This window comes from Bradyrhizobium tropiciagri (assembly GCF_018130545.1).
GTDB lineage: Bacteria > Pseudomonadota > Alphaproteobacteria > Rhizobiales > Xanthobacteraceae > Bradyrhizobium > Bradyrhizobium tropiciagri_A.
Map to the genome: position 1 here is coordinate 792275 of NZ_JAFCKF010000004.1, position 24000 is coordinate 816274.

Annotated in this window: 23 protein-coding genes; 11 read left to right on the forward strand and 12 right to left on the reverse strand. The window is 66.3% G+C overall.

The window, feature by feature from the left end:
* Positions 1-182: 182 nt before the first annotated feature.
* From JQ616_RS21435 to JQ616_RS21450, 4 genes are all read right to left on the reverse strand, one after another.
* On the reverse strand, positions 183-1190 hold the full coding sequence (locus JQ616_RS21435) for a small ribosomal subunit Rsm22 family protein (protein ID WP_212017679.1): 1008 nt from the start codon (positions 1188-1190) through the stop codon (positions 183-185).
* Between the two features lie 112 nt (positions 1191-1302).
* Positions 1303-4767, reverse strand: a complete 3465-nt coding sequence (gene smc, locus JQ616_RS21440; protein ID WP_212017680.1) for a chromosome segregation protein SMC — start codon at positions 4765-4767, stop codon at positions 1303-1305.
* A 344-nt stretch (positions 4768-5111) separates the two neighbouring features.
* Positions 5112-5768: a DsbA family protein gene (locus tag JQ616_RS21445; protein WP_212017682.1), complete on the reverse strand. Its 657-nt coding sequence runs from the start codon at positions 5766-5768 to the stop codon at positions 5112-5114.
* A 122-nt stretch (positions 5769-5890) separates the two neighbouring features.
* Positions 5891-6370: a DUF721 domain-containing protein gene (locus JQ616_RS21450; protein ID WP_212017684.1), complete on the reverse strand. Its 480-nt coding sequence runs from the start codon at positions 6368-6370 to the stop codon at positions 5891-5893.
* Positions 6371-6510: 140 nt separating this feature from the next.
* On the opposite strand from JQ616_RS21450, the gene mutY reads away from it, so the two are divergent.
* Both mutY and JQ616_RS21460 read left to right on the forward strand, forming a co-directional pair.
* Positions 6511-7623: an A/G-specific adenine glycosylase gene (mutY, locus tag JQ616_RS21455; RefSeq protein WP_212017686.1), complete on the forward strand. Its 1113-nt coding sequence runs from the start codon at positions 6511-6513 to the stop codon at positions 7621-7623.
* A gap of 71 nt (positions 7624-7694) precedes the next feature.
* Complete coding sequence (locus tag JQ616_RS21460) at positions 7695-8114, forward strand: PaaI family thioesterase (RefSeq protein WP_212017688.1); 420 nt, start codon at positions 7695-7697, stop codon at positions 8112-8114.
* Between the two features lie 155 nt (positions 8115-8269).
* Here the strand turns inward: JQ616_RS21460 and JQ616_RS21465 are convergent, their stop codons facing one another.
* The gene (locus JQ616_RS21465) at positions 8270-9535 is read right to left on the reverse strand and encodes a flavin-dependent oxidoreductase (RefSeq protein WP_212017690.1); all 1266 of its coding nucleotides are present in this window, start codon (positions 9533-9535) and stop codon (positions 8270-8272) included.
* A gap of 172 nt (positions 9536-9707) precedes the next feature.
* On the opposite strand from JQ616_RS21465, the gene JQ616_RS21470 reads away from it, so the two are divergent.
* The gene (locus JQ616_RS21470; protein WP_212017692.1) at positions 9708-10328 is read left to right on the forward strand and encodes a glutathione S-transferase family protein; all 621 of its coding nucleotides are present in this window, start codon (positions 9708-9710) and stop codon (positions 10326-10328) included.
* Between the two features lie 172 nt (positions 10329-10500).
* Here JQ616_RS21470 and JQ616_RS21475 read toward each other — a convergent pair whose 3' ends face one another.
* Positions 10501-11415, reverse strand: coding sequence for a LysR family transcriptional regulator (locus tag JQ616_RS21475; RefSeq protein ID WP_212017916.1), 915 nt, complete (start codon positions 11413-11415; stop codon positions 10501-10503).
* A 150-nt stretch (positions 11416-11565) separates the two neighbouring features.
* Between JQ616_RS21475 and JQ616_RS21480 the strand changes: the two genes are divergently transcribed.
* Positions 11566-12009 carry a nuclear transport factor 2 family protein gene (locus tag JQ616_RS21480; RefSeq protein WP_212017694.1) on the forward strand — a complete coding sequence of 148 codons (444 nt, stop codon included), beginning with the start codon at positions 11566-11568 and terminating at the stop codon, positions 12007-12009.
* 16 nt (positions 12010-12025) lie between these two features.
* Positions 12026-12178 carry a DUF1127 domain-containing protein gene (locus JQ616_RS21485; protein WP_212017918.1) on the forward strand — a complete coding sequence of 51 codons (153 nt, stop codon included), beginning with the start codon at positions 12026-12028 and terminating at the stop codon, positions 12176-12178.
* Positions 12179-12250: 72 nt separating this feature from the next.
* On the opposite strand, the gene JQ616_RS21490 is transcribed toward JQ616_RS21485, so the two are convergent.
* Both JQ616_RS21490 and JQ616_RS21495 read right to left on the reverse strand, forming a co-directional pair.
* A complete protein-coding gene (locus JQ616_RS21490) occupies positions 12251-12937 on the reverse strand; it encodes a glutathione S-transferase family protein (RefSeq protein ID WP_212017696.1) in 687 nt (228 codons plus the stop codon).
* Between the two features lie 324 nt (positions 12938-13261).
* Complete coding sequence (locus JQ616_RS21495) at positions 13262-14395, reverse strand: site-specific DNA-methyltransferase (RefSeq protein WP_212017698.1); 1134 nt, start codon at positions 14393-14395, stop codon at positions 13262-13264.
* A gap of 382 nt (positions 14396-14777) precedes the next feature.
* Here JQ616_RS21495 and ypfJ point away from each other — a divergent pair, with 382 nt between their 5' ends.
* Positions 14778-15716: a KPN_02809 family neutral zinc metallopeptidase gene (gene ypfJ, locus JQ616_RS21500; RefSeq protein WP_212017699.1), complete on the forward strand. Its 939-nt coding sequence runs from the start codon at positions 14778-14780 to the stop codon at positions 15714-15716.
* Between the two features lie 205 nt (positions 15717-15921).
* Positions 15922-16485: a molybdenum cofactor biosynthesis protein B gene (moaB, locus tag JQ616_RS21505; RefSeq protein ID WP_212017701.1), complete on the forward strand. Its 564-nt coding sequence runs from the start codon at positions 15922-15924 to the stop codon at positions 16483-16485.
* Between the two features lie 154 nt (positions 16486-16639).
* Here the strand turns inward: moaB and JQ616_RS21510 are convergent, their stop codons facing one another.
* The 3 genes from JQ616_RS21510 to JQ616_RS21520 are packed head-to-tail and all read right to left on the reverse strand — an operon-like array spanning position 16640 to position 18491.
* Positions 16640-17581, reverse strand: a complete 942-nt coding sequence (locus tag JQ616_RS21510; protein WP_212017703.1) for a bifunctional helix-turn-helix transcriptional regulator/GNAT family N-acetyltransferase — start codon at positions 17579-17581, stop codon at positions 16640-16642.
* Positions 17582-17636: 55 nt separating this feature from the next.
* Entirely contained in the window at positions 17637-17876 is a 240-nt protein-coding gene (locus tag JQ616_RS21515) for a hypothetical protein (protein WP_212017705.1), read from the reverse strand.
* A gap of 45 nt (positions 17877-17921) precedes the next feature.
* Positions 17922-18491 (reverse strand): glycosyl transferase, encoded by a 570-nt coding sequence (locus tag JQ616_RS21520; protein WP_212017707.1) that lies wholly within the window; start codon positions 18489-18491, stop codon positions 17922-17924.
* A 164-nt stretch (positions 18492-18655) separates the two neighbouring features.
* On the opposite strand from JQ616_RS21520, the gene JQ616_RS21525 reads away from it, so the two are divergent.
* The 4 genes from JQ616_RS21525 to JQ616_RS21540 all read left to right on the forward strand — a co-directional run bounded on the left by JQ616_RS21525 (position 18656) and on the right by JQ616_RS21540 (position 23008).
* On the forward strand, positions 18656-19822 hold the full coding sequence (locus tag JQ616_RS21525) for a PA0069 family radical SAM protein (protein ID WP_212017710.1): 1167 nt from the start codon (positions 18656-18658) through the stop codon (positions 19820-19822).
* Positions 19823-19929: 107 nt separating this feature from the next.
* Complete coding sequence (locus JQ616_RS21530) at positions 19930-20376, forward strand: VOC family protein (protein ID WP_212017712.1); 447 nt, start codon at positions 19930-19932, stop codon at positions 20374-20376.
* 81 nt (positions 20377-20457) lie between these two features.
* Positions 20458-21234, forward strand: coding sequence for a ribonuclease HII (locus JQ616_RS21535; RefSeq protein ID WP_212017714.1), 777 nt, complete (start codon positions 20458-20460; stop codon positions 21232-21234).
* 268 nt (positions 21235-21502) lie between these two features.
* The gene (locus JQ616_RS21540) at positions 21503-23008 is read left to right on the forward strand and encodes a glycosyltransferase family 39 protein (RefSeq protein WP_212017715.1); all 1506 of its coding nucleotides are present in this window, start codon (positions 21503-21505) and stop codon (positions 23006-23008) included.
* 111 nt (positions 23009-23119) lie between these two features.
* On the opposite strand, the gene JQ616_RS21545 is transcribed toward JQ616_RS21540, so the two are convergent.
* Positions 23120-23941: a uracil-DNA glycosylase gene (locus tag JQ616_RS21545; RefSeq protein WP_212017920.1), complete on the reverse strand. Its 822-nt coding sequence runs from the start codon at positions 23939-23941 to the stop codon at positions 23120-23122.
* Positions 23942-24000 lie beyond the last annotated feature (59 nt).

Below are 24000 nucleotides of genomic sequence, written 5' to 3' on the forward strand. Positions count from 1 at the left end.
AGGCAGCTCGCCGCGAAGAGGTGGGCAAGGGTTGGTCGGCGATGGTGTCGAATTAGTTCAACAAGTCCCGTCGTCGTCCCGGCCTAGTGCGCAATTGCGCACGAGAGCCGGGATCCAATACGCCGCGGCCCGTGGAAAGGGCACAAGCGGCGACGGCTTTCGCTCGCAACAGACGTCGGTGGTTATGGGTCCCGGCTTTCGCCGGGACGACCCGCAACGGATGTCTCGACCGCATCGCCCCAGCGCCAGCGCCGGGCGCGGGCGTAGTCGGCCTTGGCGCGGCGCGGCACCTTGGCGACCGTGACGCCCTCCGGCGTGCACAGCTTGGCTGCAATCTCGACCTTGCCGACATCCGGCTGCGCCAGCACGCGGGACGGACGCGCCGCGACCTCGGTGCGGCTTAGGGCAACATAGGCGAAGCGCTCGTCCTCGAACGGGGCGTCGGCGCCCTTGACCTGCTTGTGCGCGCGCGAGCGTTGCAGGCGCTGCGAGAAATGACACCAGTCCGGCGCAACCAGCCGGCAGGCGCCGTCATGTGGGCAGGGGGCAATCACATGGGCGCCGGCGGCGATCAATCGTGCGCGAAGTGCGATGATCCGCGCATAGCCCGCCGGCGTGCCGGGCTCGACGACCAGCAGCGTGTCGCGGGTTTTTGACCACAGCGCATCGGCCAGCGATGCGCGCTCGGCGTCGCCGAGTTCACCGATCATGTAGCTGGCGACGACGAGATCGGCGGGCTCGGCCTTGTCCAGCAGGGCGTGGGCCTGGCCGAGTTGATAGCTGATGTCGTGCAGGCGAATGCTGCCGTGAAACAACCCCTCGGCCAGCGTCCGCAGCGCGCCATTGGCGTCGAGCAGGGTGAAACCCTTGAGCGAGGTGAATGCCTCCGCGGTGGCCCAGGTCGCGGTCCCCGGTCCGGCGCCGACATCGAGCAGGCTTGCCGGTGCGAAGTCCGGCCTGATCTCCGTCAGCGCGTTGAGACTCGCCACCACGGCGGCGTACGTCGCCGGCATCCGCGCCAGCGCATAGGCCAGCGCATCGGTCTCGGTCCTGATCGTCGAGGAGCCGCCGCCCTCCCGATAGGTCTGCGAGATCACGGCCGCGCGGCCGGCGGCGTCGCTACGCGACAGGCCTTCGAGCTTGGCGTTGAGCACCGCGCGCAGTTCGGCGGGGAGATCGGGGGAAGTCATGTTTCGCCGTCACTCAAACACGTCATTCCGGGGCGATGCGCAGCATCGAACCCGGAATCTCGAGACTCCGGGTCTGGTCCTTCAGACCATCCCGGAACGACGGCATACTACGTCAAGCCACGTTCTGGTCGAGGATGTCGACGGCGCCCTGCAGGTCGACCGAGACCAGCTGGGAGACGCCGCGCTCGGCCATGGTGACGCCGAACAGCCGGTTCATCCGCGCCATCGTGATCGGATTGTGCGTGATGATGATGAATCGCGTGTCGGTCGAGGCGGTCATTTCGTTCAGCAGGGTGCAGAACCGTTCGACGTTGTGGTCGTCGAGCGGCGCGTCGACTTCGTCCAGCACGCAGATCGGCGACGGGTTGGTGAGGAACACCGCGAAGATCAGCGAGAGCGCGGTCAGCGCCTGCTCGCCGCCAGAGAGCAGCGACAGCGTTTGCGGCTTCTTGCCCGGCGGCTTGGCGATGATCTCGAGGCCGGCTTCGAGCGGATCGTCGCTCTCGATCAGGTGCAGCGCGGCTTCGCCGCCGCCGAACAGCTCGGTGAACAGCCGCTTGAAGTGGTTGTTGACGGTCTCGAACGAGGTCAACAGGCGCTCGCGCGCTTCGCGGTTGAGGCTCTGGATGCCCTGCCGCAGCCGCTTGATCGCTTCGACGAGGTCGTCGCGTTCGGTGGTCAGCGCGGTGTGCTGGGTCTCGACTTCCTTGAGCTCTTCCTCGGCGCGCAGGTTGACGGCGCCGAGCCGCTCGCGATCGCGGCGCAGCTTTTCAAGCTCTTCCTCGACCTGCGCGACCGGCGGCAGCTCCGCGCCGGGCTCGATCTCGGCCATGCCGACCACCGCGCTGGGCTCGACCTCGAGCATGTCGTGGATCTCGCGCTCGATGTCGGCGAGGCGGCGGCGGGTGCCTTCCATGCGCTCTTCGGCGCGCGCGGTGGCCTCACGGGAATAAGAGAGGGCTTCGAGCGTGGCCTTGGCGACACGGTCGGTTTCCGCCATCGCCGCTTCCGCGGTCGCCAGCGCATCGGCGGCGATGCGGCGATCGCCCTCGGCGTGCTCGATCTCCGTGATCAGCGCGCTGCGCTTCTCGGCGAACACTTCCGGCGCGTTGGCAAGCTCCTCGCGCTCGATCGAGACCTCGGCGATGCGCGCCTCGACGGTCTCGACCTGGGAAGCGGCGCTGGTCTTGCGGTTCTGCCATTCATTGCGCTCGGCAACGATCGCCTGCACGCGGCGGTCGGCGAGCTCGGCTTCGCGGGCGAGCGCCTGTGCCTCGGCGCGGACCTGCGCCGCGGCGCGGCGCTGGTTGTCGATCTCGGAGCGAACCGCGGCGAGCTGGGCTTCGGTCTCCACGCCCGGCGGCAATTCGGACAGCGCGGCAACCGCGCTCTCATGCGCGGCTTCGGCCTCGGCGCGGTCGGCGGCGACACGGCTATGCGCCTCGGTCAACGCCGATTTGCGCGCAGAGTGGCGATTGATCTCGCGCTCGGTTGCGGCATGGCGCTCGCGCGCGGCATCGGTCTCGCGGCGGGCGGCGCGCACGGCCTCGCGCGAGGCCCCCTCGGCAGCGGACGCCGAGCGCAGTTCTTCTTCGGCCGTCTCCAGCGCCTGGCGCTTGGCGGCGGCATCGATGCGGGCCTGTTCCAGCTCATGCTCGATATCGACCAGGCGGGCACGCTCGGCGAGGCGGCGGGCGGCGCCGGTCGGGGCATGCGCATCGGCGACAAAGCCATCCCAGCGCCAGACGTCGCCCTCGAGCGAGACCAGCCGCTGGCCGGTCTTCAGCTGCGACACCAGCGCAGCGCCGCGCTCCTTGGTCACCACGCCGATCTGCGCCAGGCGGCGCGCCAGTTCCGGCGGCGCCTGGACATGATCGGCCAGGCGCTCGATGCCATCCGGCAACGACGGATCGCCCGAGGCTTCACCGACATTGGTCCAGCGCATCGGCGCCGACGAATCGACCGGTGCATCGAGGTCGTCGCCGAGCACGGCGCCGATCGCCTTCTCATAGCCCTTGGCGACCGTGATGCCGTCGATGATCGGCGGCCACAGATTCTTGGTCTCGCTGGTGACGAGCTTGGAGATGGTGCGGGCTTCGGTCTCGAGCCGCTGCACGCGCTTCTCGGCCTCGGTGAGCGGATTGCGCGAGGCTTCCAGCGTCTGCCGAGCGGCGGCATGATGGGCCTCGCTCGACTGCACGGCGGCCTCGGATTCGGCGAGCGCCTGCTGCGCCATTTCCATGGCGGCGGCCAGCGCCTCGATGTCGCCGAGACTGCCGGTCTCCTGCGCGAGCTTGGATTCCTCGGCCTGGACGTTGGCGATCTCCTGATCGAGCCGCGCCAGGCGGTCGCGATGGGTGCGGACGCCGGCTTCAAGCTGATTGCGCTTGGCGGTGAGGTCGGCGAGCTGCGTGGTCAGCTCGGAGAACTGGCGCTCGGTCGCGGCCAGGATCTCCTCGGCCTCGGCGACGCGCTCGTCGACGCCGGAGCGCTTCTCGACCCGCGACTTGATCTCTTCCTTCAGCTCGGCGTCTTCGGTGTCGAGCCGCTGCAACGCGACGTCGGCATCCGAGGTCTGCTGCTGCTCGCGCGCGATGTCCTGGGCGAACTGGGTCAGGCGGCGATCGAGCTCGCCGACGCGCTCCTTGGCGCGCTGCTCCTCGCGGTCGAGCATCTCGCGCGCATTGGTCAGGCGCTGCAGGCCAGCGGCGGCGCGCGCCTCGGCGTCACGCAGCGCGGGCAATTCGGTGGCGCGGATCGCCTGGATGCGTGCGGCTTCCGCCTGATGCTGGGTGCGCTCCGCCATCTCGCGCACGGCGAGATCGTGGGTGTGCGCGGCGTCGTTGACGTCGGCATTGGCCTCGATCCAGCGCAGGTGGAACAGCATGGCCTCGGACTTGCGCACCTTGGCCGCGACCTCGCGGTAGCGGATCGCCTGGCGCGCCTGCTTCTTCAGGCCTTCCATCTGGCCGGTGAGCTGGCCGATCACGTCCTCGACGCGGGTGAGGTTGGTTTCGGCCGCTTTGAGCCGCAGTTCCGCCTCGTGGCGGCGGGCATGCAGGCCGGCGACGCCGGCGGCGTCTTCCAGCACGCGGCGGCGCTGCTCCGGCTTGGCCTGGATGATTTCGCCGATCTTGCCCTGGTGGACCAGCGCCGGCGAACGCGCGCCGGTGGCGGCGTCGGCGAACAGGATCTGCACGTCGCGGGCGCGCACGTCGCGGCCGTTGATGCGGTAGACCGAGCCGGCCTCGCGCTCGATGCGGCGGGAGATTTCCAGGAGCTGGCTGTCGTTCATCGCGGCCGGCGCCGAGCGATCGGAATTGTCGATCGTCATCACGACTTCGGCGTGGTTTCGCGCCGGTCGATTGCCGGAACCGGCGAAGATCACCGCATCCATGTCGGCGGCGCGCAGCGACTTGTGCGAGGTCTCACCCATCGCCCAGCGCAGCGCTTCGACGAGATTGGATTTGCCGCAACCGTTCGGTCCGACCACGCCGGTCAGGCCCGGCTCGATCATGAAATCGGTGGGTTCAACGAACGACTTGAAACCGTGCAGGCGGAGGCGCGTGAGCTTCATGTACACAAATCTCGTTTGGCCGGGCGCGAATCTCCCTGCCGTGACAATACCATGGATGGCAATGTCGGTGTCTGGGTTGAATAGCTGCGTGCAGCTCTCATGAGCGGCGACAATGGCGATGCCTGTGCGTCAGGGCAACCGCTTGACCAAGCTTTTCCCAAGGGATTTGCGAGGGATTTGCAGGGGGTTGGTGGCCTCTGCACGTCCTCGGAGATTCGCATCATGCGAATCAGGTTTTCAACAACCAAATAATGCGACGGCCGCATGCCGTGATCGCAAGTCATCCACAATTATCGTGCCCGACTCAAAACCGGGCACGACGTCGTCAGGCATCGAAGACGCGATCAGCTCTTCAGCAGCGGATCGATGTGCTTGCTGAATTCCTCGAACGAGGTCTCGCCCTTCAGCATCTCGCCATTGATGAAGAAGGTCGGCGTCGAGTTCACCTTCAGCACGTCGTTGGCGTATTTCTGGTCGGCGGCGATCTTGTCGAGCAGCTTCTGATCCTTCAGGCAGTCCTCGACCTGCTGCTGGCTGAGGCCGGCCTGCTTGCCGATCCGGGTCAGCGTCTCGGTGGTGTTCTTCACCACCCAGTCGTTCTGCTGGCGGAACAACAGGTCGATCACGGCGAAGAACTTCGGCGCGTCGTCCTTGGCGATGCAGCGCGCCAGCATCGAGCCGGCGGCGGCCTTGATGTCGAGCGGGAATTCGCGGAACACGTAACGGACCTTGCCACTGTCGATGTAGGTCGACTTGATCTTCGGGAACACGGTCTCGTTGAAATTGGCGCAGTGCGGGCAAGTCATCGAGGCGTATTCGACGATCGTCACCTTGGCGTCCTGCGGGCCGAGGCCCATGTCCGGCAGCGACTGCGGCTTGGCGACGTCGGCGGCGGTCTGCGCGAACGCCGACGAGATCAGGCGCAACGGCGACAGCCCGGCGAGGGCGGCAAGCCCGGTCAGCGAGAGAGCGGTGGTGAAAGCGCGGCGCGTGATGATCAAGGTCAGCTCCCGGATTGGCGCATGCGCGCCAGAATGAAGGGGTCCCGAAAAAGAAGCCTTCGCTAGCTTGAAACCACCATTGTGGCAATGCCGCGGTCTCGCGGCCGGCCTGCGGAAAAGCGTCAATTTCGCTTGATCGAGGCACCCAGCCGGGCCAGCGCCGCGCGCAGATCGTCGTCCTCGACGGCTTCGAGATTTGCCGCCTCCCGGGCCACAATTTTGGCATCGGGCGGGCGCGGCCGGCTGGGGCGGCTGCGCCGCGACAGCGGGGCCTGGCGGATCGTCAGGCGGCCGACCGCATGCCAGCCGAAGAAGCGGTTCACCCGCTCCAGGATGACGTCGGAGGAATGCTGGATCTCCAGCGCCATCGGCCCCTCGACCCGCAGCACCAGGGTCGCCGGCTCCTGCGGCTGCCCCTCCACCGGCCTCGGCCACTGGATCTTCATGGGTTCGCAATAGGGCGCGATCCGGTCGCCCGCGATCTCGGTCCAGCGCGTCACCAGTTCGCGCGCGGCAAAGCCCTGCTTGGCATAGGCGTCCTTGAAGACGTCGCTGAGCAGGATGGACAGGGGTTTGGCGCTGATCGGGCCGGGTTTGGACATCGGAAGGTTATAGCAGCGGTGGCGACGGCGCCGAAACCTTGTTCATCATTGTGGCCACGCTTCCGTCTGAACAAAGAAAGACGTGGATGCCGAGGTCAGGCTAGGGCCTGACGCGCCGGGATTTGCCTTAAGATACGTCCATGAGCTCGCGCGCGGCCGCCAAGGCCAAATCGACCAACCTCCAACCCGACCGGCCGGCACAGCTGCTGGCCTGGTATGACCGGCATCGCCGGCATCTGCCGTGGCGCGCGGCGCCAGGTGAGCTCGCCGATCCGTATCGCGTGTGGCTGTCGGAAATCATGCTGCAGCAGACCACGGTCAGGGCGGTCGGGCCTTATTTCGAGAAATTCGTGTCGCGCTGGCCTGACGTGACCGCGCTCGGCCGCGCCTCGCTCGACGACGTCTTAAGGATGTGGGCCGGGCTCGGCTATTATTCGCGGGCGCGCAATCTGCACGCCTGCGCGGTCGCGGTGCTGAGCGAGCATGGCGGGGTCTTTCCGGACACCGAGGAGGGCCTGCGCGGGCTGCCCGGCATCGGGCCCTACACGGCGGCGGCGATCGCGGCGATCGCGTTCGACCGCCGCACCATGCCGGTCGACGGCAATATCGAACGCGTGGTCACCCGGCTCTACGCCATCGAGGCGGCGCTGCCGCAGGCCAAGCCGTTGATCAAGGAGATGGCGGCGAGCTTGCTCGGCCCCGCCCGCGCCGGCGACGAGAAGTCTCGCGCCGGCGACAGTGCCCAGGCGCTGATGGATTTGGGCGCCACCATCTGCACGCCGAAGAAGCCGGCCTGTGCATTGTGTCCGCTGAATGACGATTGCGCGGCCCGCAGCCGTGGCGATCAGGAGACGTTCCCGCGCAAGGCGCCGAAGAAGAGCGGCACCTTGCGCCGCGGCGCCGCCTTCGTGGTGACGCGCGGCGGTGAGCTCTTGGTCCGCTCCCGCCCGGAAAAGGGCCTGCTCGGCGGCATGACCGAGGTGCCGGGATCGGAGTGGCTTGCCGGGCAGGAGGATGCCGTCGCGTTGGCGCAGGCGCCGGACCTCAAGGGCGTCACGCGCTGGCATCGCAAGACGGGTGTCGTGACCCACGTGTTCACGCACTTCCCGCTCGAGCTCGTGGTCTACACCGCCAGCGTTCCGTCGCGGACCCGGGCGCCGGACGGCATGCGCTGGGTACCGGTGGCCACGCTCGACGGCGAGGCGTTTCCCAATGTGATGCGCAAGGTCGTTGCGCATGGGCTGGATCTCTAGGAGATGACGACCTGCTGACACCATGCTGGCAGCAGCGCTCGGCTACGACCTCCGGAACAACGGAGGCCGCCATGATCGCAACTGCGCTCGACCACATCCCGATGCCGCCTGTCGCCAGACTGCTCGGCTGGCACGTGGTCGACGCGCGTCCGCAGGACGGCTGGATCAGGATCGTGTTCGACGGCAAGCCGGATTTTTGCAATCCCGCCGGATTCATCCAGGGCGGCATGTTGTCGGCGATGCTCGACGACACGATGGGACCGGCGGTGTTCGTGATGACCGAGGGCCGGCTGTTCACCACGACCATCACGATGACCGTGAACTATCTCGCCCCGGCCAGGCCCGGGCCGATCACCGGCGAGGCGACCGTGACGCAGCTTGGCAAGACCATCGCCTTCGTCGAGGGTCGGCTGACCTCGGCCGAGGGCACGCTGCTCGCGACGGCGAGCAGCAGCATCCGCCTGGTGGAGGCGGCGCGAGCGCTGCGATAGGGGCTGCTCGCGATACAGCCAGTCCCGTCACCCTGAGGAGCGCGCATCTCGCGCGCGTCTCGAAGCGTCGACGGCCCACTGGTGGCCGTACATCCTTCGAGACGCGCTGCGCGCTCCTCAGGATGACGGGACAGAGACCAGCTTCACGTCAGGCGTCAGCCCGCCCGCTGCACGATCGGCGGCTTGGCGTTCAGGCCCTCGACCTGGAAGCCGGCGACGCGCTTGTAGTTGGCGGCGATGTCTTCCAGCTCCTGCTGCGACAGCACCTCGGTGACGACGCCAAAGCCGTTGGGAGCGCGCTCCTCGACAAGCTGCATCACCTGTTCCGGGCCGTTGCGGCGGTTCAGCATCACGAGATCGGTGGTCGCCGGTCGTCGTTCAGCCTCGTAGGCCACAAGTGCAGCCTGCGTCGGGCCATGCGCCAAAATCTCGCGCGTCAGCGTGCGCGCATCCAGGATTGCCTGCGAGGCGCCGTTGGAGCCGATCGGGTACATCGGGTGCGCGGCATCGCCCATCAGCGTGACGCGGCCGAACGTCCATTGCGCGATCGGATCCCGATCGACCAGCGGATATTCATAGGCATGCGGACAGTTCCGGATCAGGCCGGGCACGTCGAGCCAGTCGAAATTCCAGCTCTCGAACCACGGCAGGAACTCGTCGAGCTTGGCGGTGCGGTTATAGTCCTCGCGGCGCCACTGATAGGTCGGCGGCATGTGCCGCTCGGCGACCCAGTTGATGTCGAACTTGCCGTCGGCGCCGGCCTCCTTCGAGATCGGATAGCAGACGAATTTCAGGATCTCGTGGCCGGCCATGATCATGGTGCGGCCGGTGAGGAAGGAGTTCGCCCGCGTGATGCCGCGCCACAGGATGCGGCCGTTCCAGATCGGGGGCCCTTCCTGCGGATAAAGCTTCTCGCGCACCGCCGAATGGATGCCGTCGGCGGCGATCAGCACCGCGCCGTCATAGCTGCCTGCGGGCTTGCCGGTGGCCTTGTCGATGAAATCGGCGCGGACGCCGTCCGCGGTCTCGGTCCAGCCGGTGAGGTGGTGACTGGTCAGGATGTTCTCGGCGCCCAGCCGTTCGGTTGCGGCATCGAGCAGCAGCTGTTGCAGCCGGCCGCGATGGATTGAGAATTGCGGCCATTTGTAGCCGGCCTCGAGCCCGCGCGGCTCGCTCCAGATCGGCTTGCCGTGCTTGGAGAAATAGGCGAGCTCGCGGGTGCGCACCGCCGTCGCGTCGAGCACGTCGTGCAGGCCGAGCTCGATCAGTTCGCGCACCGCATGCGGCAGCACGTTGATGCCGACGCCGAGTGGCCGCAGTTCGGGCACGCTCTCGAACACGCGGCAGGGCACGCCGATCTGGTGCAGGCTGAGCGCCAGCGTCAGCCCGCCAATTCCGCCACCTGCAATGAGCACCGTCATGAAAAGCCCTCTCGATTGGCATGGTCATCGCACGGCGGCGGTGCCGCGGGCAAGGTCCGCGGCACCGCGCGGGGTGGACGGCAAGGGACGTCGCCGCTAACCTCGCCGCATCCCATAAAAAGGCAGGGCCGCGGTTCGCAACGAGCCGACAAGGCCCGCAGAGGACATCGATATGCTCAAGCTCTATACTGCCCCCGGCACCTGCGCCCTCGCGTCCCACATCGCTCTGGCCGAGGCCGGCGCGGCCTACACGGTCGAGCGGCTCAATTTCAAGGTCAACCAGCAGAACAGCCCGGAATATCTCAAGATCAATCCGAAGGGCCGCGTGCCGTCGCTGGTGACCGACCGCGGCGTGCTGACCGAGACCCCGGCGATGCTGGCCTATATCGCGCAGACCTATCCGCAGGCGAAGCTCGCGCCGCTCGACGACGCCTTCGAGTTCGCCAAACTGCAAGCCTTCAACTCCTATCTCTGCTCGACGGTGCATGTCTGCCACGCCCACAAGATGCGCGGCGCGCGCTGGGCGACGCAGGAGACCTCGTTCGCCGACATGAAGGCGATGGTCCCGAAGACCATGGGCGCCTGCTTCAACCTGATCGAGCGCGACATGCTCAGGGGCCCGTGGGTGATGGGCGACAGCTACACCGTCGGCGATGCCTATCTCTACACGCTGACGCTCTGGCTCGACGGCGACGGCGTCGACATCGCGACCCTGCCCAAGGTGAAGGCGCATCGCGCGGCGATGGAGAGCCGGCCTGCGGTGCAGAAGGTGCTGGCGGAGCAGAAGGCGTAAGCGCCAAAAATAGGTGTCGCAAAAAAATAGGTGTCGTCCCGGCGAAAGCCGGGACCCATAACCCCGAATCTCAATTGTTGCGCGACGCTGGGGCCACAGCCCATCATCTTCAATTCACGCCTATGGTTATGGGTCCCGGCTTTCGCCGGGACGACGTGGGGAGGGCGCGTCGTCACGCCTTCCCCGTCTCCAGCTCGCGTCCGGTCTCCAGCATCAGCCTCCGCAGCCAGATCGAGCCGGGGTCCATCTGCGCGCGGGTCGGATAGAACATGTGCTGCTCGTCGATCCCGGGATCGAGCGGCGGGGTCACGATCACCAGCGATAATTGTTTTGCCAGCGCCGCGATCAGCCGGCGTGGCACGAAGGCGACGAGGTCGGTGCGTGCGGTGACGTGCAGCGCCTCGATATAGCCCGGCACCACCAGCGCGATCCGCCGCTCGATGCCCTTGGCGCGCAGCCAGGTGTCGATCAGATCCTCGTTATGGCCGCGGATGATCACCGCGACATGGCGCGCGGCGAGGAACGCCTCGCGCTTCCTCAGCTTCGCCCCGGCGGGATGGCCGCGCCGCACCGCGAGTGCGTCAATGTCGGTGTAGAGCCGCTGGCGGTGAAAGCCCTTGAAGGAATTGCCGATCGAGATCACGAGATCGATGGTGCGGGCGTAGTCCGGCGTGAAGATCGTGGAGCTCCGCCACGGCACCACGTCGATCGTGACGTGGGGCGCGAGCCGCGTCACCTTCTCCATCAGCGGCGGCATTAACAGCTCGACCGCAAGGTCCGGCATCATCAGGCGGAAATGCCGCTCACTGCGTGCGGCGTCGAAATCGTCCGCCACGAACAGCGTGCGCACCTGGTCGAGCGCCTGCGCCAGCGGCGAACGCAGCGCCTGCGCCCGCGGCGTCAGCTCCATCCGCGCGCCGTTGCGCACCAAAAGCGGGTCGCCGATCAGGTCGCGCAGCCGCTGCAGCGCGTGGCTGGTCGCCGGCTGCGACAGATTGAGCCGCATCGCGGCGCGGCTGACGCTGCCGTCGCGCAGCAGCGCGTCGAGCGCGACCAGCAGATTGAGGTCAAGCGAATTCAAATTCATCAGGTGAATATATATCATATCACCTATCGATTGGAAGAATGGCTGCCGACATCACAGGATTGGAAGGCAAGGCGATCTCACGCGAAGCGGACAGCGTTTCGCGTGCGGGACGCTGCACGTCAAAGCCAACTATCGCTAAGGAGACGCGCCATGAGCGCAGCCGACAACAAGAAACTGGTGCAGGAGATGTTCGTGATCGCGGGCAGCCCCGATCCCGCGGTGCGCGAGAAATCGCTGTTCATGGCAACGCTCGCCGACGACGCGACCTGGACCGTGACCGGGCAATATTCGTGGTCGCGCACCTTCACCGGCAAGCAATCGATCATGACCGATCTGCACGGCCATGTCCGGTCAAGACTGGTCGAGCGCGGACGCACCGTCGCGCATCGCATCATCGCCGACGGCGACATCGTCGTGGTCGAGGCCAAGGGCAACAACCTCACCAAGGAGGGGCAACGCTACGACAACGACTATTGCCTGGTGTTCCGCTTCGACGGCGGCAGGATCAAGGAGGTGAGGGAATATTGCGACTCGGTTCTGACCGAGAAGGCCCTCGGTCCGTTTCCGGCTGCTGAGGTTCGCGCCACAGGTTGAAGCACTGACGGCCGCGCTGGTTCGGTTCGGGCAATGGCGCGAGGACCGGCGCGCATGGCGGCGGCTCGCTGCGATGAGTGAACGCGAGCTGCAGGACATCGGCGTCTGCCGCGCCGATATCTGCCATCGTGGCCGGGATGGCGCACGCAGGCCGTACTGGCCGCCGTGACGGATCGAAAAAGCGTGGGGTGGGTCACGCGCGAGCGTGCCCACCCCATTTAAGCGTTCAATGCGGACGGTGTCACGCCACCTTGGACTTGAGGTGACCGAACATGATGTCGCGCGCCGCGTCGTCCATCTCGGCCTTGAAGGTGTGCTTGTCCTTCAGCGCGATCGCGCGCGCCGCCGCCGGCCGTGCCGAGATCTCGTCGACCAGCCGCTTGACGTTCGGATATTTGGCGTAGCCTTCCTCGCCGAGGATGAACGTCGCCATCCGCGCCCAGCCCCAGAACGCCATGTCGACGATGGTGTAGCTGTCGCCGACCATGTAGCGCGACTTGGCCAGATGATCGTCGAGGATCTTGTAGTGACGATGCGCTTCGTACTGGTAGCGGTTGTTGGCGTAATCGAGATCCTTCGGCGCGAAATGCTTAAAGTGCACTGCCTGGCCGGAATACGGGCCGAGGCCGGTCGCGATGAACATCAGCCAGGACAGCGTCGCGGCGCGGTTGGCCGGCGTGTTGGCGGGCAGGAACTTGCCGTTCTCCTCGGCGAGATAGAGCAGGATGGCGTTGCTGTCGAACACCAGCACGCCGTCATCGTCGATCGCCGGCACCTTGCCGTTCGGGTTGACCTTCAGGAATTCCGGCGCGAACTGCTCGCCCTTGCGGGTGTCGACCGGGATCGCCTCGAACGGCAGGCCGGATTCTTCGAGGAACAGGGCGACCTTGGTCGGATTCGGCGCGCCGTTGAAATAGAATTTGATCATGAAGGGACTCCCTTGGTTCTTGTGACCGGCGAGATCGGGACGCGGCGGGGGAAGGCCGCACGGCTCCTCATGCGCAAACTTCGCTGCGATGCGCAAGCGACGAGTTTGTGAATCAGGGTCGCGTGGCGCGCTGGTCAGCCGGCGTCATTTTGCTCCGATCGTCATTCCGGGGCTCGCGAAGCGAGAGCCCGGAATCCCGGAATCCATTGAATCGCAGAGCAGGTGGCGCAATGGATTCCGGGCTCGCCGCTTTGCGGCGCGCTCAGATGCGCAATTGCGCATCGGGGAATGACGAAGAGGGAGAGGCAGAACCGCGGTGGGCGTTCAGCCCACCGCCATCTCGGAACGGATCTCGGCGCGCAGCTCGTCGATCAGCCGCAGACCGTTCTTGGTCTCGACGTGCCAGAAGGTCCAGCCGTTGCAGGCGCCGGAGCCTTGGGCCACCGCGCCGATGCGGTGGATCGAGCCGACCTTGTCGCCGAGCATGATGGCGCCGTCGGCGCGCACCAGCGCGCCGTGGCGCTTCTTGGCATCGACCAGTTTTGCGCCAGGTACGATCATGCCGCGTTCGATCAGTTCGGAGAACGCCACGCGCGGCGCCTCGCGCGCGGTCATGAACGGCGCCAGCGTCTCCTCCGGCAGCGGCTCGATGGCGGCGATGCGGGCTTCGGCGGCGGCGGCATAGGTCCGGTCGCGCTCGAAGCCGATATAGTTGCGGCCGAGACGCTTGGCGACGGCGCCGGTGGTGCCGGTGCCGTTGAACGGATCGATCACGAGATCGCCGGGCTTCGACGACGACAGCAGCACGCGGGCGAGCAGCTGCTCGGGCTTCTGGGTCGGATGCACTTTCTTGCCGTCATCGCCCTTGAGGCGCTCCTCGCCGGTGCACAGCGGGATCAGCCAGTCGGAGCGCGCCTGCACGTCCTCGTTGGAGGCCTTCAGCGCTTCATAATTGAAGGTGTAACCCTTGGCCTTCTCGTCGCGCGCGGCCCAGATCATGGTCTCGTGCGCGTTGGTGAAGCGGCGACCGCGGAAATTCGGCATCGGATTGGACTTGCGCCAGACGATGTCGTTCAGCAGCCAGAAGCCGAGGTCCTGCATGATGGCGCCGACGCGGAAGATATTGTGATAGGAGCCGATCACCCACAGCGTGGCCGACGGCTTCATCACGCGGCGGCAGGCCAAGAGCCAGGCGCGGGTGAAATCGTCATAGGCAGCGAACGAGGAGAACTTGTCCCAGTCGTCGTTGACGGCATCGACATGCGATTCGTCGGGACGCTTGAGATCGCCCTTGAGCTGCAGATTGTAGGGAGGGTCAGCGAAGACCAGGTCGACCGAGCCGGCCTGAAGCTTCGACAACTCGGCCACGCAATCGCCAATGACGATGTGGCTCGACGGGGCACTCTCAAATTTAGTGCGGGGCGCCCTTGCAGACGCCCCGCGACGCGACACTACCATGACTCAAGAACTCTGACTCAGGCGACGCTGTCGGCGACGCGGGACTAAACAACCGACTGGCGTCACATTGACCGGGCAAAGTAAAAATCGACTTAATTGGAAATCTTCATGCAAAAGATTGCAGCATCTTTTGAACGGCGTGGCGCATTGTCATCAGCGTTGTGCTGCAACATCAGCGCGTTCGGCGAAAAATTTTGCCGATCATCAAACCGGCGCGATTCCGCCGCTAGATTCGCCTGCGTTCACGGCCGTTTGCACCGCAAGGGGATGCGCCTCTTCCGACTAGGCAATTATTGCCGGGCAGGATATTGATTAACAGAATGGAAATTTTAAGTTGGTGTGTCCCACGTTGGGGCGCCGACTGGAATGAAGGGAAACCGCCATGCGCTATGATGATTTCCGCCGCAGCGACGACATCGAAGACCGTCGCGACGACAGCGGCGGAGGTGGAGGTGGCGGCGGCTTCGGCATTCCGATGGGCGGCGGTGGCGGCCTCGGCATCGGCACGGTGATCGTGCTTGGCCTGCTCGGCTACGCCTTCGGCATCGATCCGCGCATCCTGATCGGCGGCGCCGAGATTCTCACCGGCGGCGGCCAGGCGCCGACCTACCAGACCGACCGGCAGGCGTCGGGCGGACAGGTCAAGCGCGGCGCCCCGACCGACGAGATGGGCAGCATGATATCAGGCATCCTGGGTGAGATCGACGATCGCTGGAGCGAGATCTTCCAGGCCTCGGGCCAGAGCTACACCGGTCCGAAGATCGTGCTGTTTCGCAACGCCACCAATGGTGGCCGCTGCGGCATGGCGCAGTCGGCGATGGGGCCGTTCTACTGCCCGCCGGACAAGACCATCTTCCTCGACACCGGCTTCTTCCGCGAGGTCGAGACCCGCTTTCGCGGCTGCTCCGGCAACGCCTGCAAATTCACCGCGGCCTATATCATCGCGCATGAGGCCGGACATCACATCCAGAACCTGCTCGGCATCATCCCGCGCGTGAACCGTCTGCAGCAGCAGGCCGGCAGCAAGGCCGAAGCCAACGCATTGCAGGTCAAGGTCGAGCTGCAGGCCGATTGTCTCTCCGGCGTCTGGGTCAACCGCGAAGAAAAGAAGCGGCCGGGCTTCCTCGAGGCGGGCGATATCGACGCCGCGCTGACCACGGCGAACGCGATCGGCGACGACACGCTACAGCGGCAGGCGACGGGCAGGGTGGTGCCGGATTCCTTCACCCACGGCTCCGCCGCGCAGCGCAAACAGTGGTTCATGACCGGCTACCAGCAGGGCACCGTGCAGGCCTGCAACACGTTCGGTAGTAACGGCTAGTTATGTTGGTTGATCGCCCGGCGTAGCCGCGACTTCGGTTCATCTCTCCCGCTTGCGGGGGAGGTCGCATCGCATCTACAGATGCGATGCGGGTGGGGGCTCTCTTCACTATATGACTCGCGGTGACAGCCCCACCCCAACCTCGAGAGCGAGCTTCGCTCGCCTCGGACCCCCGCAATCGGGAGAGGGAGCGAGAGAGCAATCCATGTCCTCAATCGACGAAACGAAGCAATTCGTCCCGCTCAACATCGCGGTGCTGACGATTTCCGACACCCGCTCACTGGCGGATGACAAGTCGGGCACTACGCTGGCCGATCGGCTCACCGCCGCCGGCCACAAGCTCGCGGCGCGCGAGATCGTCACTGACGATGTCGAGGCGATCCGTGCGGTGATCCGGCGCTGGATCGCGGACGCGGGCGTCGATGCCGTCATCACGACCGGCGGGACCGGCTTCACCGGCCGCGACGTGACGCCGGAGGCGGTCGAGCCGCTGTTCGAGAAGCGGATGGACGGCTTCTCGATCGCCTTCCATATGCTGAGTCATGCCAAGATCGGCGCATCGACGATCCAGAGCCGCGCCACCGCGGGCGTGGCCGGTGCGACCTTCATCTTCTGCCTGCCCGGCTCACCGGGCGCTTGCCGCGACGGCTGGGACGGCATCCTGGCTGCGCAGCTCGACTACCGCACGCGGCCCTGCAATTTCGTCGAGATCATGCCGCGGCTGGACGAGCATCTGCGCCGTCCGAAGGCGAAGGGCGCGAGCGCGTAGGCATCACCTCTCCCCGTCATTCTCAGATGCGCAATTGCGCATCTGAGAGCATCGCGTAGCGATGAGCCCGGAATCCATTGAGCCATACAACCTGCGGAGCAATGGATTCCGGGCTCGCGCTTCGCGCGCCCCGGAATGACAGGGGTGTGCAGTCTTACAGCCCCAGCTCCCAGGTCTCGCCGACCAGGTCGACACCAAAGCTGTGGTGCTTCTCTTCCTTTACCTTGTGAAACCCGGCGCGGGCGTAGATGCCGCGGGCGGCGACCAAAATGCTCTGGGTCCACAGCGTCATCTTCTTGTAGCCCATCTCGCGGGCGGCGCGGATGCATTGCTCGACCAGAGCGCGGCCGACGCCCAGTCCGCGCGCCTCTTCCTCGACCAGCAACAGCCGCAGCTTGGCGACCCCGTCGCCGCCGTTGACCAGGAAGATCGAGCCGGCCGGCTCGCCGTCGATCTCCGCGATCCAGCAATGCTCGCGGGCCGGATCGAACGATCGGATGAATTGCGCGCAGATCTCGGCCACCAGTGCCTCATAGCTGATGTCCCAGCCATATTCCTCCGCGTAGGCGCGTCCCTGCCGCGAAATGACCCAGCCGATGTCGCCGACGCGATGGCTGCGCAGCAGGAAGCCGGCCGGCTTCTTCGCCGGCGGCTCCAGCGCTTGCTCGATCGTGCCCATCGCGCGCACCACGGCGGCGCGGCGTTTGCCGTCGATCTGCTTCAGCAACGCCCCGACCTCGCTGCGCGAGCGGCGGTCGAGATCCGCGGCAGCGGTGCGGCCCTTGGCGGTGAGCGCCACCTGATTGACGCGCCGGTCGGCCTTCGACGGCTTGCGCGTCACGATCTGGCGGCGTTGCAGCGCGGCCAGCATGCGGCTGACGAAGCCGGCATCGAGGTCGAGATCGCGCACCAGATCGGTCGCGATGCAGTTGGGGCGATGCGCGAGCTCGTAGATGATGCGGGCTTCCTGCAGCGTGAACGGGGAATGCAGCAGCTTCGGCTCGATGATGCCGAGCTTGCGTGTGTAAAACCGGCTGAAGCCGCGGACCGCGGCGACCTGGCTCGCAAGAGAGGTGTCCTGGGAATTTGATTTCATCAAACAGATTATTTGACGGTATCAAATAAATCGCAAGCCCAATTGCCGAAAGAACCTACGCGTCCTTTCGCAGGCGCTTCATCGTTTCAATCAGGCGTTCTCTGATGGTGGCCGTACCGAACAGGAGTTCTCCGCCCGCAGGCCGATACATTGCGAGCATCTCGACGGTCTCCTGCACGTACTGGTCGTCAGGAAAGCCGTCATCGAGCGCCACCTCGATCTCGTTCGCAATGCCGATCGACGTGTCCGCCCCCGAAACAAATCGTTGAACGAGTCGCTGAATTTCGACGGTCACGTCGGCCTGTCCCTCTCCGGAAGCGTCCCTAGGGCAAACGCGTCTTTACGCCACCATGATCCGGCTGCGCAGCATGGTGCGCGAGGAGCGGCCGAGCCGGCGCAACAGCCGCGCCTCGGAGCGGCGCGCGTCGGGCCGGTAGCCGCCGATCCGCTCGTAATGCTCGCGCGCGATCAACAGGCCCTGTTCGGCTGAGGGCCCGGTGATCATGCGGGCGACGAATTTGAGGCCGTCGCGCAGGCCCGGGTCGGTGTACGGCGCGCGGGCGTAGCGGAAGATGCCGGCGCGATCCTTGCCGCTTGCCGCCACCATCTGGATGAACTGGGTGGTCTCCTCGATCCAGCCGGCATCGAGCACCGCGCCCGGATGCAGAAACATTAGCCAGGGCGAGCGCGCCTGCCTTGCACCGGCGGCCAGCGCCGCGGCGCGCGTGCCTTCGAACCGCAGGAAACCGCAGCCGGCCACGTCGGCGACGCGCTCCATCACGTCGCTGTTGGTGCGGTCGACCAGCAGCACCTCGCGGATGACGCCGGCGGCCGCGCCCGGCACCAGCGCCGCCAATGTGGCGACCGCGGTGCGCTCGATGCCGTCGGTTGGAATGATCACGCTCAGCATGATTTGAGGCTTCGGTGGCTCAAACGTTTCAAGAAACTCCGGCCGTGTTATCACCTTGTCATATTCAAAGCAGCCTGTTCGCTTGCAGAATTTTGTAGCAAGGTTCTGTGGAATTTCTTCGCTCATGTTCTTGATTTGTTCTCGCGCTGTGCTAGCTTCACAGCATGAGCCGAGCATCCTCTCATGCCCTCAAGCACCCGCCGGTAACGGCGCCCTCCGATAACCCGGCGGGTGCACCCACCTCTTTTCCCGAGCTTGCGGTCGCGATCGAGCGCGAGCGGCGGCGCGGTCGTGGCGCGCAGTCCAACGCCAGCGGCCGTTACGAGGCCGAGGCGCGGACAGCCTTCGACGACGGCTGGCAGAGCCTCGAAGACCTGCCGCCGTTTACCACCAGCGTGGCGCTCGACACCTCGCGCAAGGTGATCACCCGCAACGACTCGCCCGATATCGGCTTCGACCGTTCGATCAATCCCTATCGCGGCTGCGAGCATGGCTGCGTCTATTGCTTCGCGCGGCCGACCCACGCCTATCTCGGCCTGTCGCCGGGGCTCGACTTCGAGTCAAAGCTGTTTGCCAAGCCGGATGCGCCGGCGCTGCTCGAGAAGGAGCTGGCGGCGCCCGACTATGAGGCGCGGATGATCGCGATCGGCACCAACACCGATCCCTATCAGCCGATCGAGCGCGACCGGAAGATCATGCGCGGTATTCTTGAAGTCCTCGAGCGCGCCGGCCATCCGGTCGGCATCGTGACCAAGTCCGCGCTCGTGACCCGTGACATCGATATCCTGGCGCGGATGGCCAAGCGCAATCTCGCCAAGGTCGCGCTGTCGGTGACGACGCTCGACCCAAAACTCGCCCGCACCATGGAGCCGCGCGCCTCGACCCCGCCGAAGCGGCTCGAGGCGATCAAGCGGCTCGCGGATGCCGGCATCCCGACCACGGTGATGGTGGCGCCTGTGATCCCGGCACTGAACGATTCCGAGATCGAGCGCATCCTCGACGCCGCCGTGCATGCCGGCGCCAGGGAAGCAAGCTACGTGCTGCTGCGGCTGCCGCTCGAGGTCCGCGATCTCTTCCGCGAATGGCTGATGGCCAACTACCCCGACCGCTACCGCCACGTCTTCACGCTGATCCGCGACATGCGCGGGGGCCGCGATTACGACTCGCAATGGGGTACGCGGATGAAGGGCACCGGCCCGATGGCCTGGATGATCGGCCGCCGCTTCGAGATCGCCTGCGAAAAGCTCGGCCTCAACAAGCGGCGCACCAAGCTGACCACCGATCACTTCGCCAAGCCGAAGCGCAGCGGACAGCAGCTCAGTTTGTTCTAAAACTGAAAAACGTCATTGCGGGCGAAGCGACGCAATCCATATCGCAATAATGGGATAGATGGATTGCTTCGTCGCTTGGCTCCTCGCAATGACGGAAAGAGGTAACAATGAGTAACGCCCCGGCCGCACGCTTCACCGTCCTCACGCTCGGCGTCAGCGACATGCGCGCCAGCATCGCCTTCTACGAGTCCCTCGGCTTCACCAGGAAGATGCGCGCGACCGGCGAGGAGGTGGCCTTCTTTGCGACCGGCGGCACCGTGCTCGGGCTGTTCCCGTGGCATCTGCTCGCTGCCGATGCCGCGTTGCCCGATCAGCCGCGGCCAGCCGCGTTCCGCGGCGTTGCGATCGCCTGGAACTGCAACGACGATGCCGAGGTCGATCGTGTGATGGCGTTCGCGCTGTCGAAAGGCGCCACGTTGCTGAAGCCCGCGCAGCCGACCAGCTATGGCGGCTATTGCGGCTATTTCAGCGATCCCGACGGCCACGCCTGGGAAGTGGTGCGCGCGCCGGGTTTTGCGGTGCTGGAGAGCGGACTTGTGTCGATCCCGAACTAGCTCCGGCAGGAAATTGAATAGCGGGGACGGGTGGCCGGTTCCCGGTTGCGCCGCGGGGCTTGCTTGATCACGATCTCCCGCATGATTCGGGATAAATCCAAAAGCGCATCAAAGACCTCGTCGAAGAAGGCGCCGGCCAAATCAGCCAAGCTGGCCAAGCGCGTCATCGCCGTGAGGCGGCCGACGTTCCGGCGCGAGCGCGCGCTGATCAAGAACGGCGTCTGGCCGGTCGCCGGCTGCGACGAGGCCGGGCGCGGTCCCCTGGCCGGACCCGTGGTTGCCGCCGCCGTCGTGCTCGACCCGAATCGGATTCCCAAGGGCCTCGATGATTCCAAGCGGCTGACCGCCGAGCGCCGCGAGGAGCTGTTCGAGGAAATCTGCGCCACGGCTGCGTTCTCGGTCGCGGTGGCATCGCCGGCGCGAATCGACCGCGACAATATCCTGCGTGCCTCGCTCTGGGCGCTGGCGCGCGCGGTACATGCGCTGCCGGAGATGCCAAAGCACGTCTTCGTCGACGGCCGCGACAAGCTAGCCACGCCCTGCGACTGCGACGCCGTGATCGGCGGCGACGGCATCGTGGCCTCGATTGCGGCCGCCTCGATCATCGCCAAGGTGACGCGCGATCGCCTGATGTGCGCGCTGGCGCTGGATTGTCCCGGCTATGGCTTTGAGCAGCACAAGGGCTATGGCGTCCCCGAGCACCTCGAGGCGCTGGACCGGCTCGGCCCGACCAGCCATCACCGCAGCTTCTTCGCCCCCGTCGTCGCCGCGCGGCTGAAGCATTTTCCGGTCGCGGCCGAGCCCGACCTGTTCACGGTGGATGCAGAGAGCGAAGCGGCGGCATCGGCGGCGGCGTAGTTCGCGACGACGCCAACCCACCCAAAGCCGGCCTCGACCGGGCGATCCAGTATTCCAGAGGCCGTCGTTTTCGATCGAGGGGCCGCGGCGTGCTGGATGCCCCGCCTTCGCGGATGATGACAGGGGAAGCTGACCACGACAGCTGCATTTGACTTTGCACCGTGGACTCATCCGACGCCGGTTGCCTCCACCGCCGCTGCCGTTTATCAAAACCCTCGGGATCAGTCTGCGCCGCTAGATGCGGTAGCTGGGGCATTTCAGGCATTTCATGCGGTTTACCTCCCTGGTTGTCGAACTGATCCGCGCCCGGCCGCGCCTCGTGGTCTGGGTCGTGGTGCTGGTGCAGGCCGCGATCTGGCTGTTGCTGCCCCTGATCTTCTACGGCAGCCCGCCCGGCAATCTCGCCACCGTGCTCGCCTTCGGCCGCGAATATCAGGTCGGCACCGACATGGGGCCGCCGCTGGCATTCTGGCTTGCCGACATCGCCTTCCGCGCCGCCGGCAATCATGTGTTCGGCGTCTACCTGCTGGCGCAGATCTGCGAGATCGCCACCTTCATCGCCTTCTACCAGCTGGCGCGCGCCATCGTCGGCGGCCCGCAGGGCGTACTGGCGGTCTTGCTGTCGATGACGGTCGTGGTGTTCTCCTCGCCGAGTGTCGAGTTCGGCCCGCTGATCCTGGCGCGTCCGCTCTGGGCGCTGCTGTTGCTGCATTCCTGGCAGTTGATCGGGCAGAACCGGCGCAGCGCCTGGTTCGCCTGGTCGATCGATTGCGGCCTGCTGCTGCTGACGACGCCGGCGGCGATCGGCATGATCCTGCTCGTGGTCGGCTTTGCGCTGGTCACCGAGCGTGGGCGGCGCACGCTGCGCGCGGTCGATCCGCTCTATGCGCTGCTGGTCGTCATCGTGCTGGCGCTGCCCTATCTGATCTGGCTGGTCCGCGCCGACGCGCTAGCGCTGCCGGCCTTGCCTGCGATCGCCGATCTCAGGGAGCGCGCGCTGCATTGGGGCGTCGTGCTCGGCGGGTTGATCGTGGCGACGGCCGCGATCGCGGTGCTCGCGATCCTCAATTCACGCTGGTTCGCCCGCGCCAGTGAGGATGCGCCGATCATCTATCGTCCGCGGGTCAGTCCGCTGGCGCAGCAGTTCGTCTATTTCTTCGCGTTCGCGCCGGCGATTTTGAGCAGCTTCGTCTCCGGTCTGTTCGATCTCGACCGCGCCTTCGGCGGCGCCGGCGTGGCGCTGTTGATGTCGGGGCTCGCCGCTGTCGTCGCGACCGGCGATCTGATCCCGCTGAGGCGCCAGCGGCTGTTGCGTTCGGTGTGGGCTTTCGCGGTCGCGGCGCCCGCGGCCGCCGCACTGGCGGCGGCATTGTTCCTGCCGTGGATCAGCACGACGGAGGCACCGACCTCGCCGCCGGCGGCCGCGATCGGCCGCTTTTTCGACGATAGCTACGAGCGCCGCACCAACCAGCGCCTGCGTGCGGTCGCCGGCGATCCCGAGATCGCCAGCCTGATCACGATGAACGGCCGTCGTCCGCATCTCCTGCTCGACGCCACGCCGCAACGGACGCCCTGGCTGTCGATCGCGAAGTTCAACGAGACCGGCGGCGTCGTGGTCTGGCGCGCGCAGGACACCGCCGGCACGCCGCCGCCCGAACTCGCGCAACGCTTCCCCGGCCTGGTGCCGGAAGTGCCGCGGGCGTTCGATCGCCTGGTCAACGGCCGGCAGCCGGTGCTGCGGATCGGCTGGGCGATCGTGCGGCCGAAGGGGTGAGGCAGATCCGTCGATCCGTAGGGTGGGCAAAGCGTCAGCGTGCCCACCATCGCGAGCACGACGCGTGAAGGTGAGCACGTCGCTGCGCGCCTTTGCCCACCCTACGAAGCGTTACGCCGTCGCGGCTTGCAGCACCTTCGCGATCGCGCGCAGATCCTGCCATGACAGCCGCTTGTACGACGGCGAGCGCAGCAGATAGGCCGGATGGAAGGTGGCGACGGCGCGGATCGTGCGCGTGCCGGTGTCGTAATCGACCCATTTGCCGCGGGTGCGCATGATGCCTTCGCGCGTCGCCAGCAGCGCCTGCGTCGAGGGATTGCCGAGCGTCACCAGCACGTCGGGGTTCACCAGCTCGATATGGCGCTGGATGAAGGGCAGGCACACCTGCGTCTCCTGCGGCGTCGGGGTGCGGTTGCCCGGCGGTCGCCACGGAATCACGTTGGCGATGTAGGCCTTGCTGCGATCGAGCCCGATCGCCGCGATCATGCGGTCGAGCAGCTTGCCGGAGCGGCCCACGAACGGCAGGCCCTCGATGTCCTCGTCGCGGCCCGGCGCCTCGCCGACGAACATCACGCGCGCCTGCGGATTGCCATCGGCGAACACCAGCCGGGTCGCGGTGTGCTTCAGCGCGCAGCCGTCGAACGTCTCCATCAGCGTGCGCAACGCCTCGAGCGTCGGCGCGGTCCGCGCGGCCTCGCGCGCCGAGGCGATCGCGGCCTCCGGTGCCACGGTGATTTCGCTGCGCGGAACTGAAGGCATCGGCGGCGGACGCAGCGGATTGAGCGCGACCGGCGGCCGCGGCGCGGCGGGCGCGGGAACTGGCTCCACCTCTTCCAGCCGGTTGATCGGTGCGTCGCCGAGCGCGCAATCGACCCCGGCCTCGAGGTAAAAGGCCAGCAATTGCTGCAGTGTAGGGGTGGGCTCGGGTGGCAGGGCCATCATCGGCGCAATCTAGAGCATCGAGGGGAAAAGTGGAGGCTCGATTTCGGAAA

What these genes read in the sequence shown, in the direction of transcription:
- JQ616_RS21460 (WP_212017688.1), top strand. Translation starts at nt 7,695, where the DNA reads ATGATCGCAACTGCGCTCGACCACATCCCGATGCCGCCTGTCGCCAGA.
- JQ616_RS21530 (WP_212017712.1), top strand. Translation starts at nt 19,930, where the DNA reads ATGAGTAACGCCCCGGCCGCACGCTTCACCGTCCTCACGCTCGGCGTC.
- JQ616_RS21525 (WP_212017710.1), top strand. Translation starts at nt 18,656, where the DNA reads ATGAGCCGAGCATCCTCTCATGCCCTCAAGCACCCGCCGGTAACGGCG.
- ypfJ (WP_212017699.1), top strand. Translation starts at nt 14,778, where the DNA reads ATGCGCTATGATGATTTCCGCCGCAGCGACGACATCGAAGACCGTCGC.
- JQ616_RS21470 (WP_212017692.1), top strand. Translation starts at nt 9,708, where the DNA reads ATGCTCAAGCTCTATACTGCCCCCGGCACCTGCGCCCTCGCGTCCCAC.
- JQ616_RS21495 (WP_212017698.1), bottom strand. Translation starts at nt 14,395, where the DNA reads ATGGTAGTGTCGCGTCGCGGGGCGTCTGCAAGGGCGCCCCGCACTAAA.
- JQ616_RS21535 (WP_212017714.1), top strand. Translation starts at nt 20,458, where the DNA reads ATGATTCGGGATAAATCCAAAAGCGCATCAAAGACCTCGTCGAAGAAG.
- JQ616_RS21475 (WP_212017916.1), bottom strand. Translation starts at nt 11,415, where the DNA reads ATGAATTTGAATTCGCTTGACCTCAATCTGCTGGTCGCGCTCGACGCG.
- JQ616_RS21540 (WP_212017715.1), top strand. Translation starts at nt 21,503, where the DNA reads ATGCGGTTTACCTCCCTGGTTGTCGAACTGATCCGCGCCCGGCCGCGC.
- moaB (WP_212017701.1), top strand. Translation starts at nt 15,922, where the DNA reads ATGTCCTCAATCGACGAAACGAAGCAATTCGTCCCGCTCAACATCGCG.
- JQ616_RS21490 (WP_212017696.1), bottom strand. Translation starts at nt 12,937, where the DNA reads ATGATCAAATTCTATTTCAACGGCGCGCCGAATCCGACCAAGGTCGCC.
- JQ616_RS21435 (WP_212017679.1), bottom strand. Translation starts at nt 1,190, where the DNA reads ATGACTTCCCCCGATCTCCCCGCCGAACTGCGCGCGGTGCTCAACGCC.
- JQ616_RS21510 (WP_212017703.1), bottom strand. Translation starts at nt 17,581, where the DNA reads ATGAAATCAAATTCCCAGGACACCTCTCTTGCGAGCCAGGTCGCCGCG.
- mutY (WP_212017686.1), top strand. Translation starts at nt 6,511, where the DNA reads ATGAGCTCGCGCGCGGCCGCCAAGGCCAAATCGACCAACCTCCAACCC.
- smc (WP_212017680.1), bottom strand. Translation starts at nt 4,767, where the DNA reads ATGAAGCTCACGCGCCTCCGCCTGCACGGTTTCAAGTCGTTCGTTGAA.
- JQ616_RS21520 (WP_212017707.1), bottom strand. Translation starts at nt 18,491, where the DNA reads ATGCTGAGCGTGATCATTCCAACCGACGGCATCGAGCGCACCGCGGTC.
- JQ616_RS21465 (WP_212017690.1), bottom strand. Translation starts at nt 9,535, where the DNA reads ATGACGGTGCTCATTGCAGGTGGCGGAATTGGCGGGCTGACGCTGGCG.
- JQ616_RS21450 (WP_212017684.1), bottom strand. Translation starts at nt 6,370, where the DNA reads ATGTCCAAACCCGGCCCGATCAGCGCCAAACCCCTGTCCATCCTGCTC.
- JQ616_RS21480 (WP_212017694.1), top strand. Translation starts at nt 11,566, where the DNA reads ATGAGCGCAGCCGACAACAAGAAACTGGTGCAGGAGATGTTCGTGATC.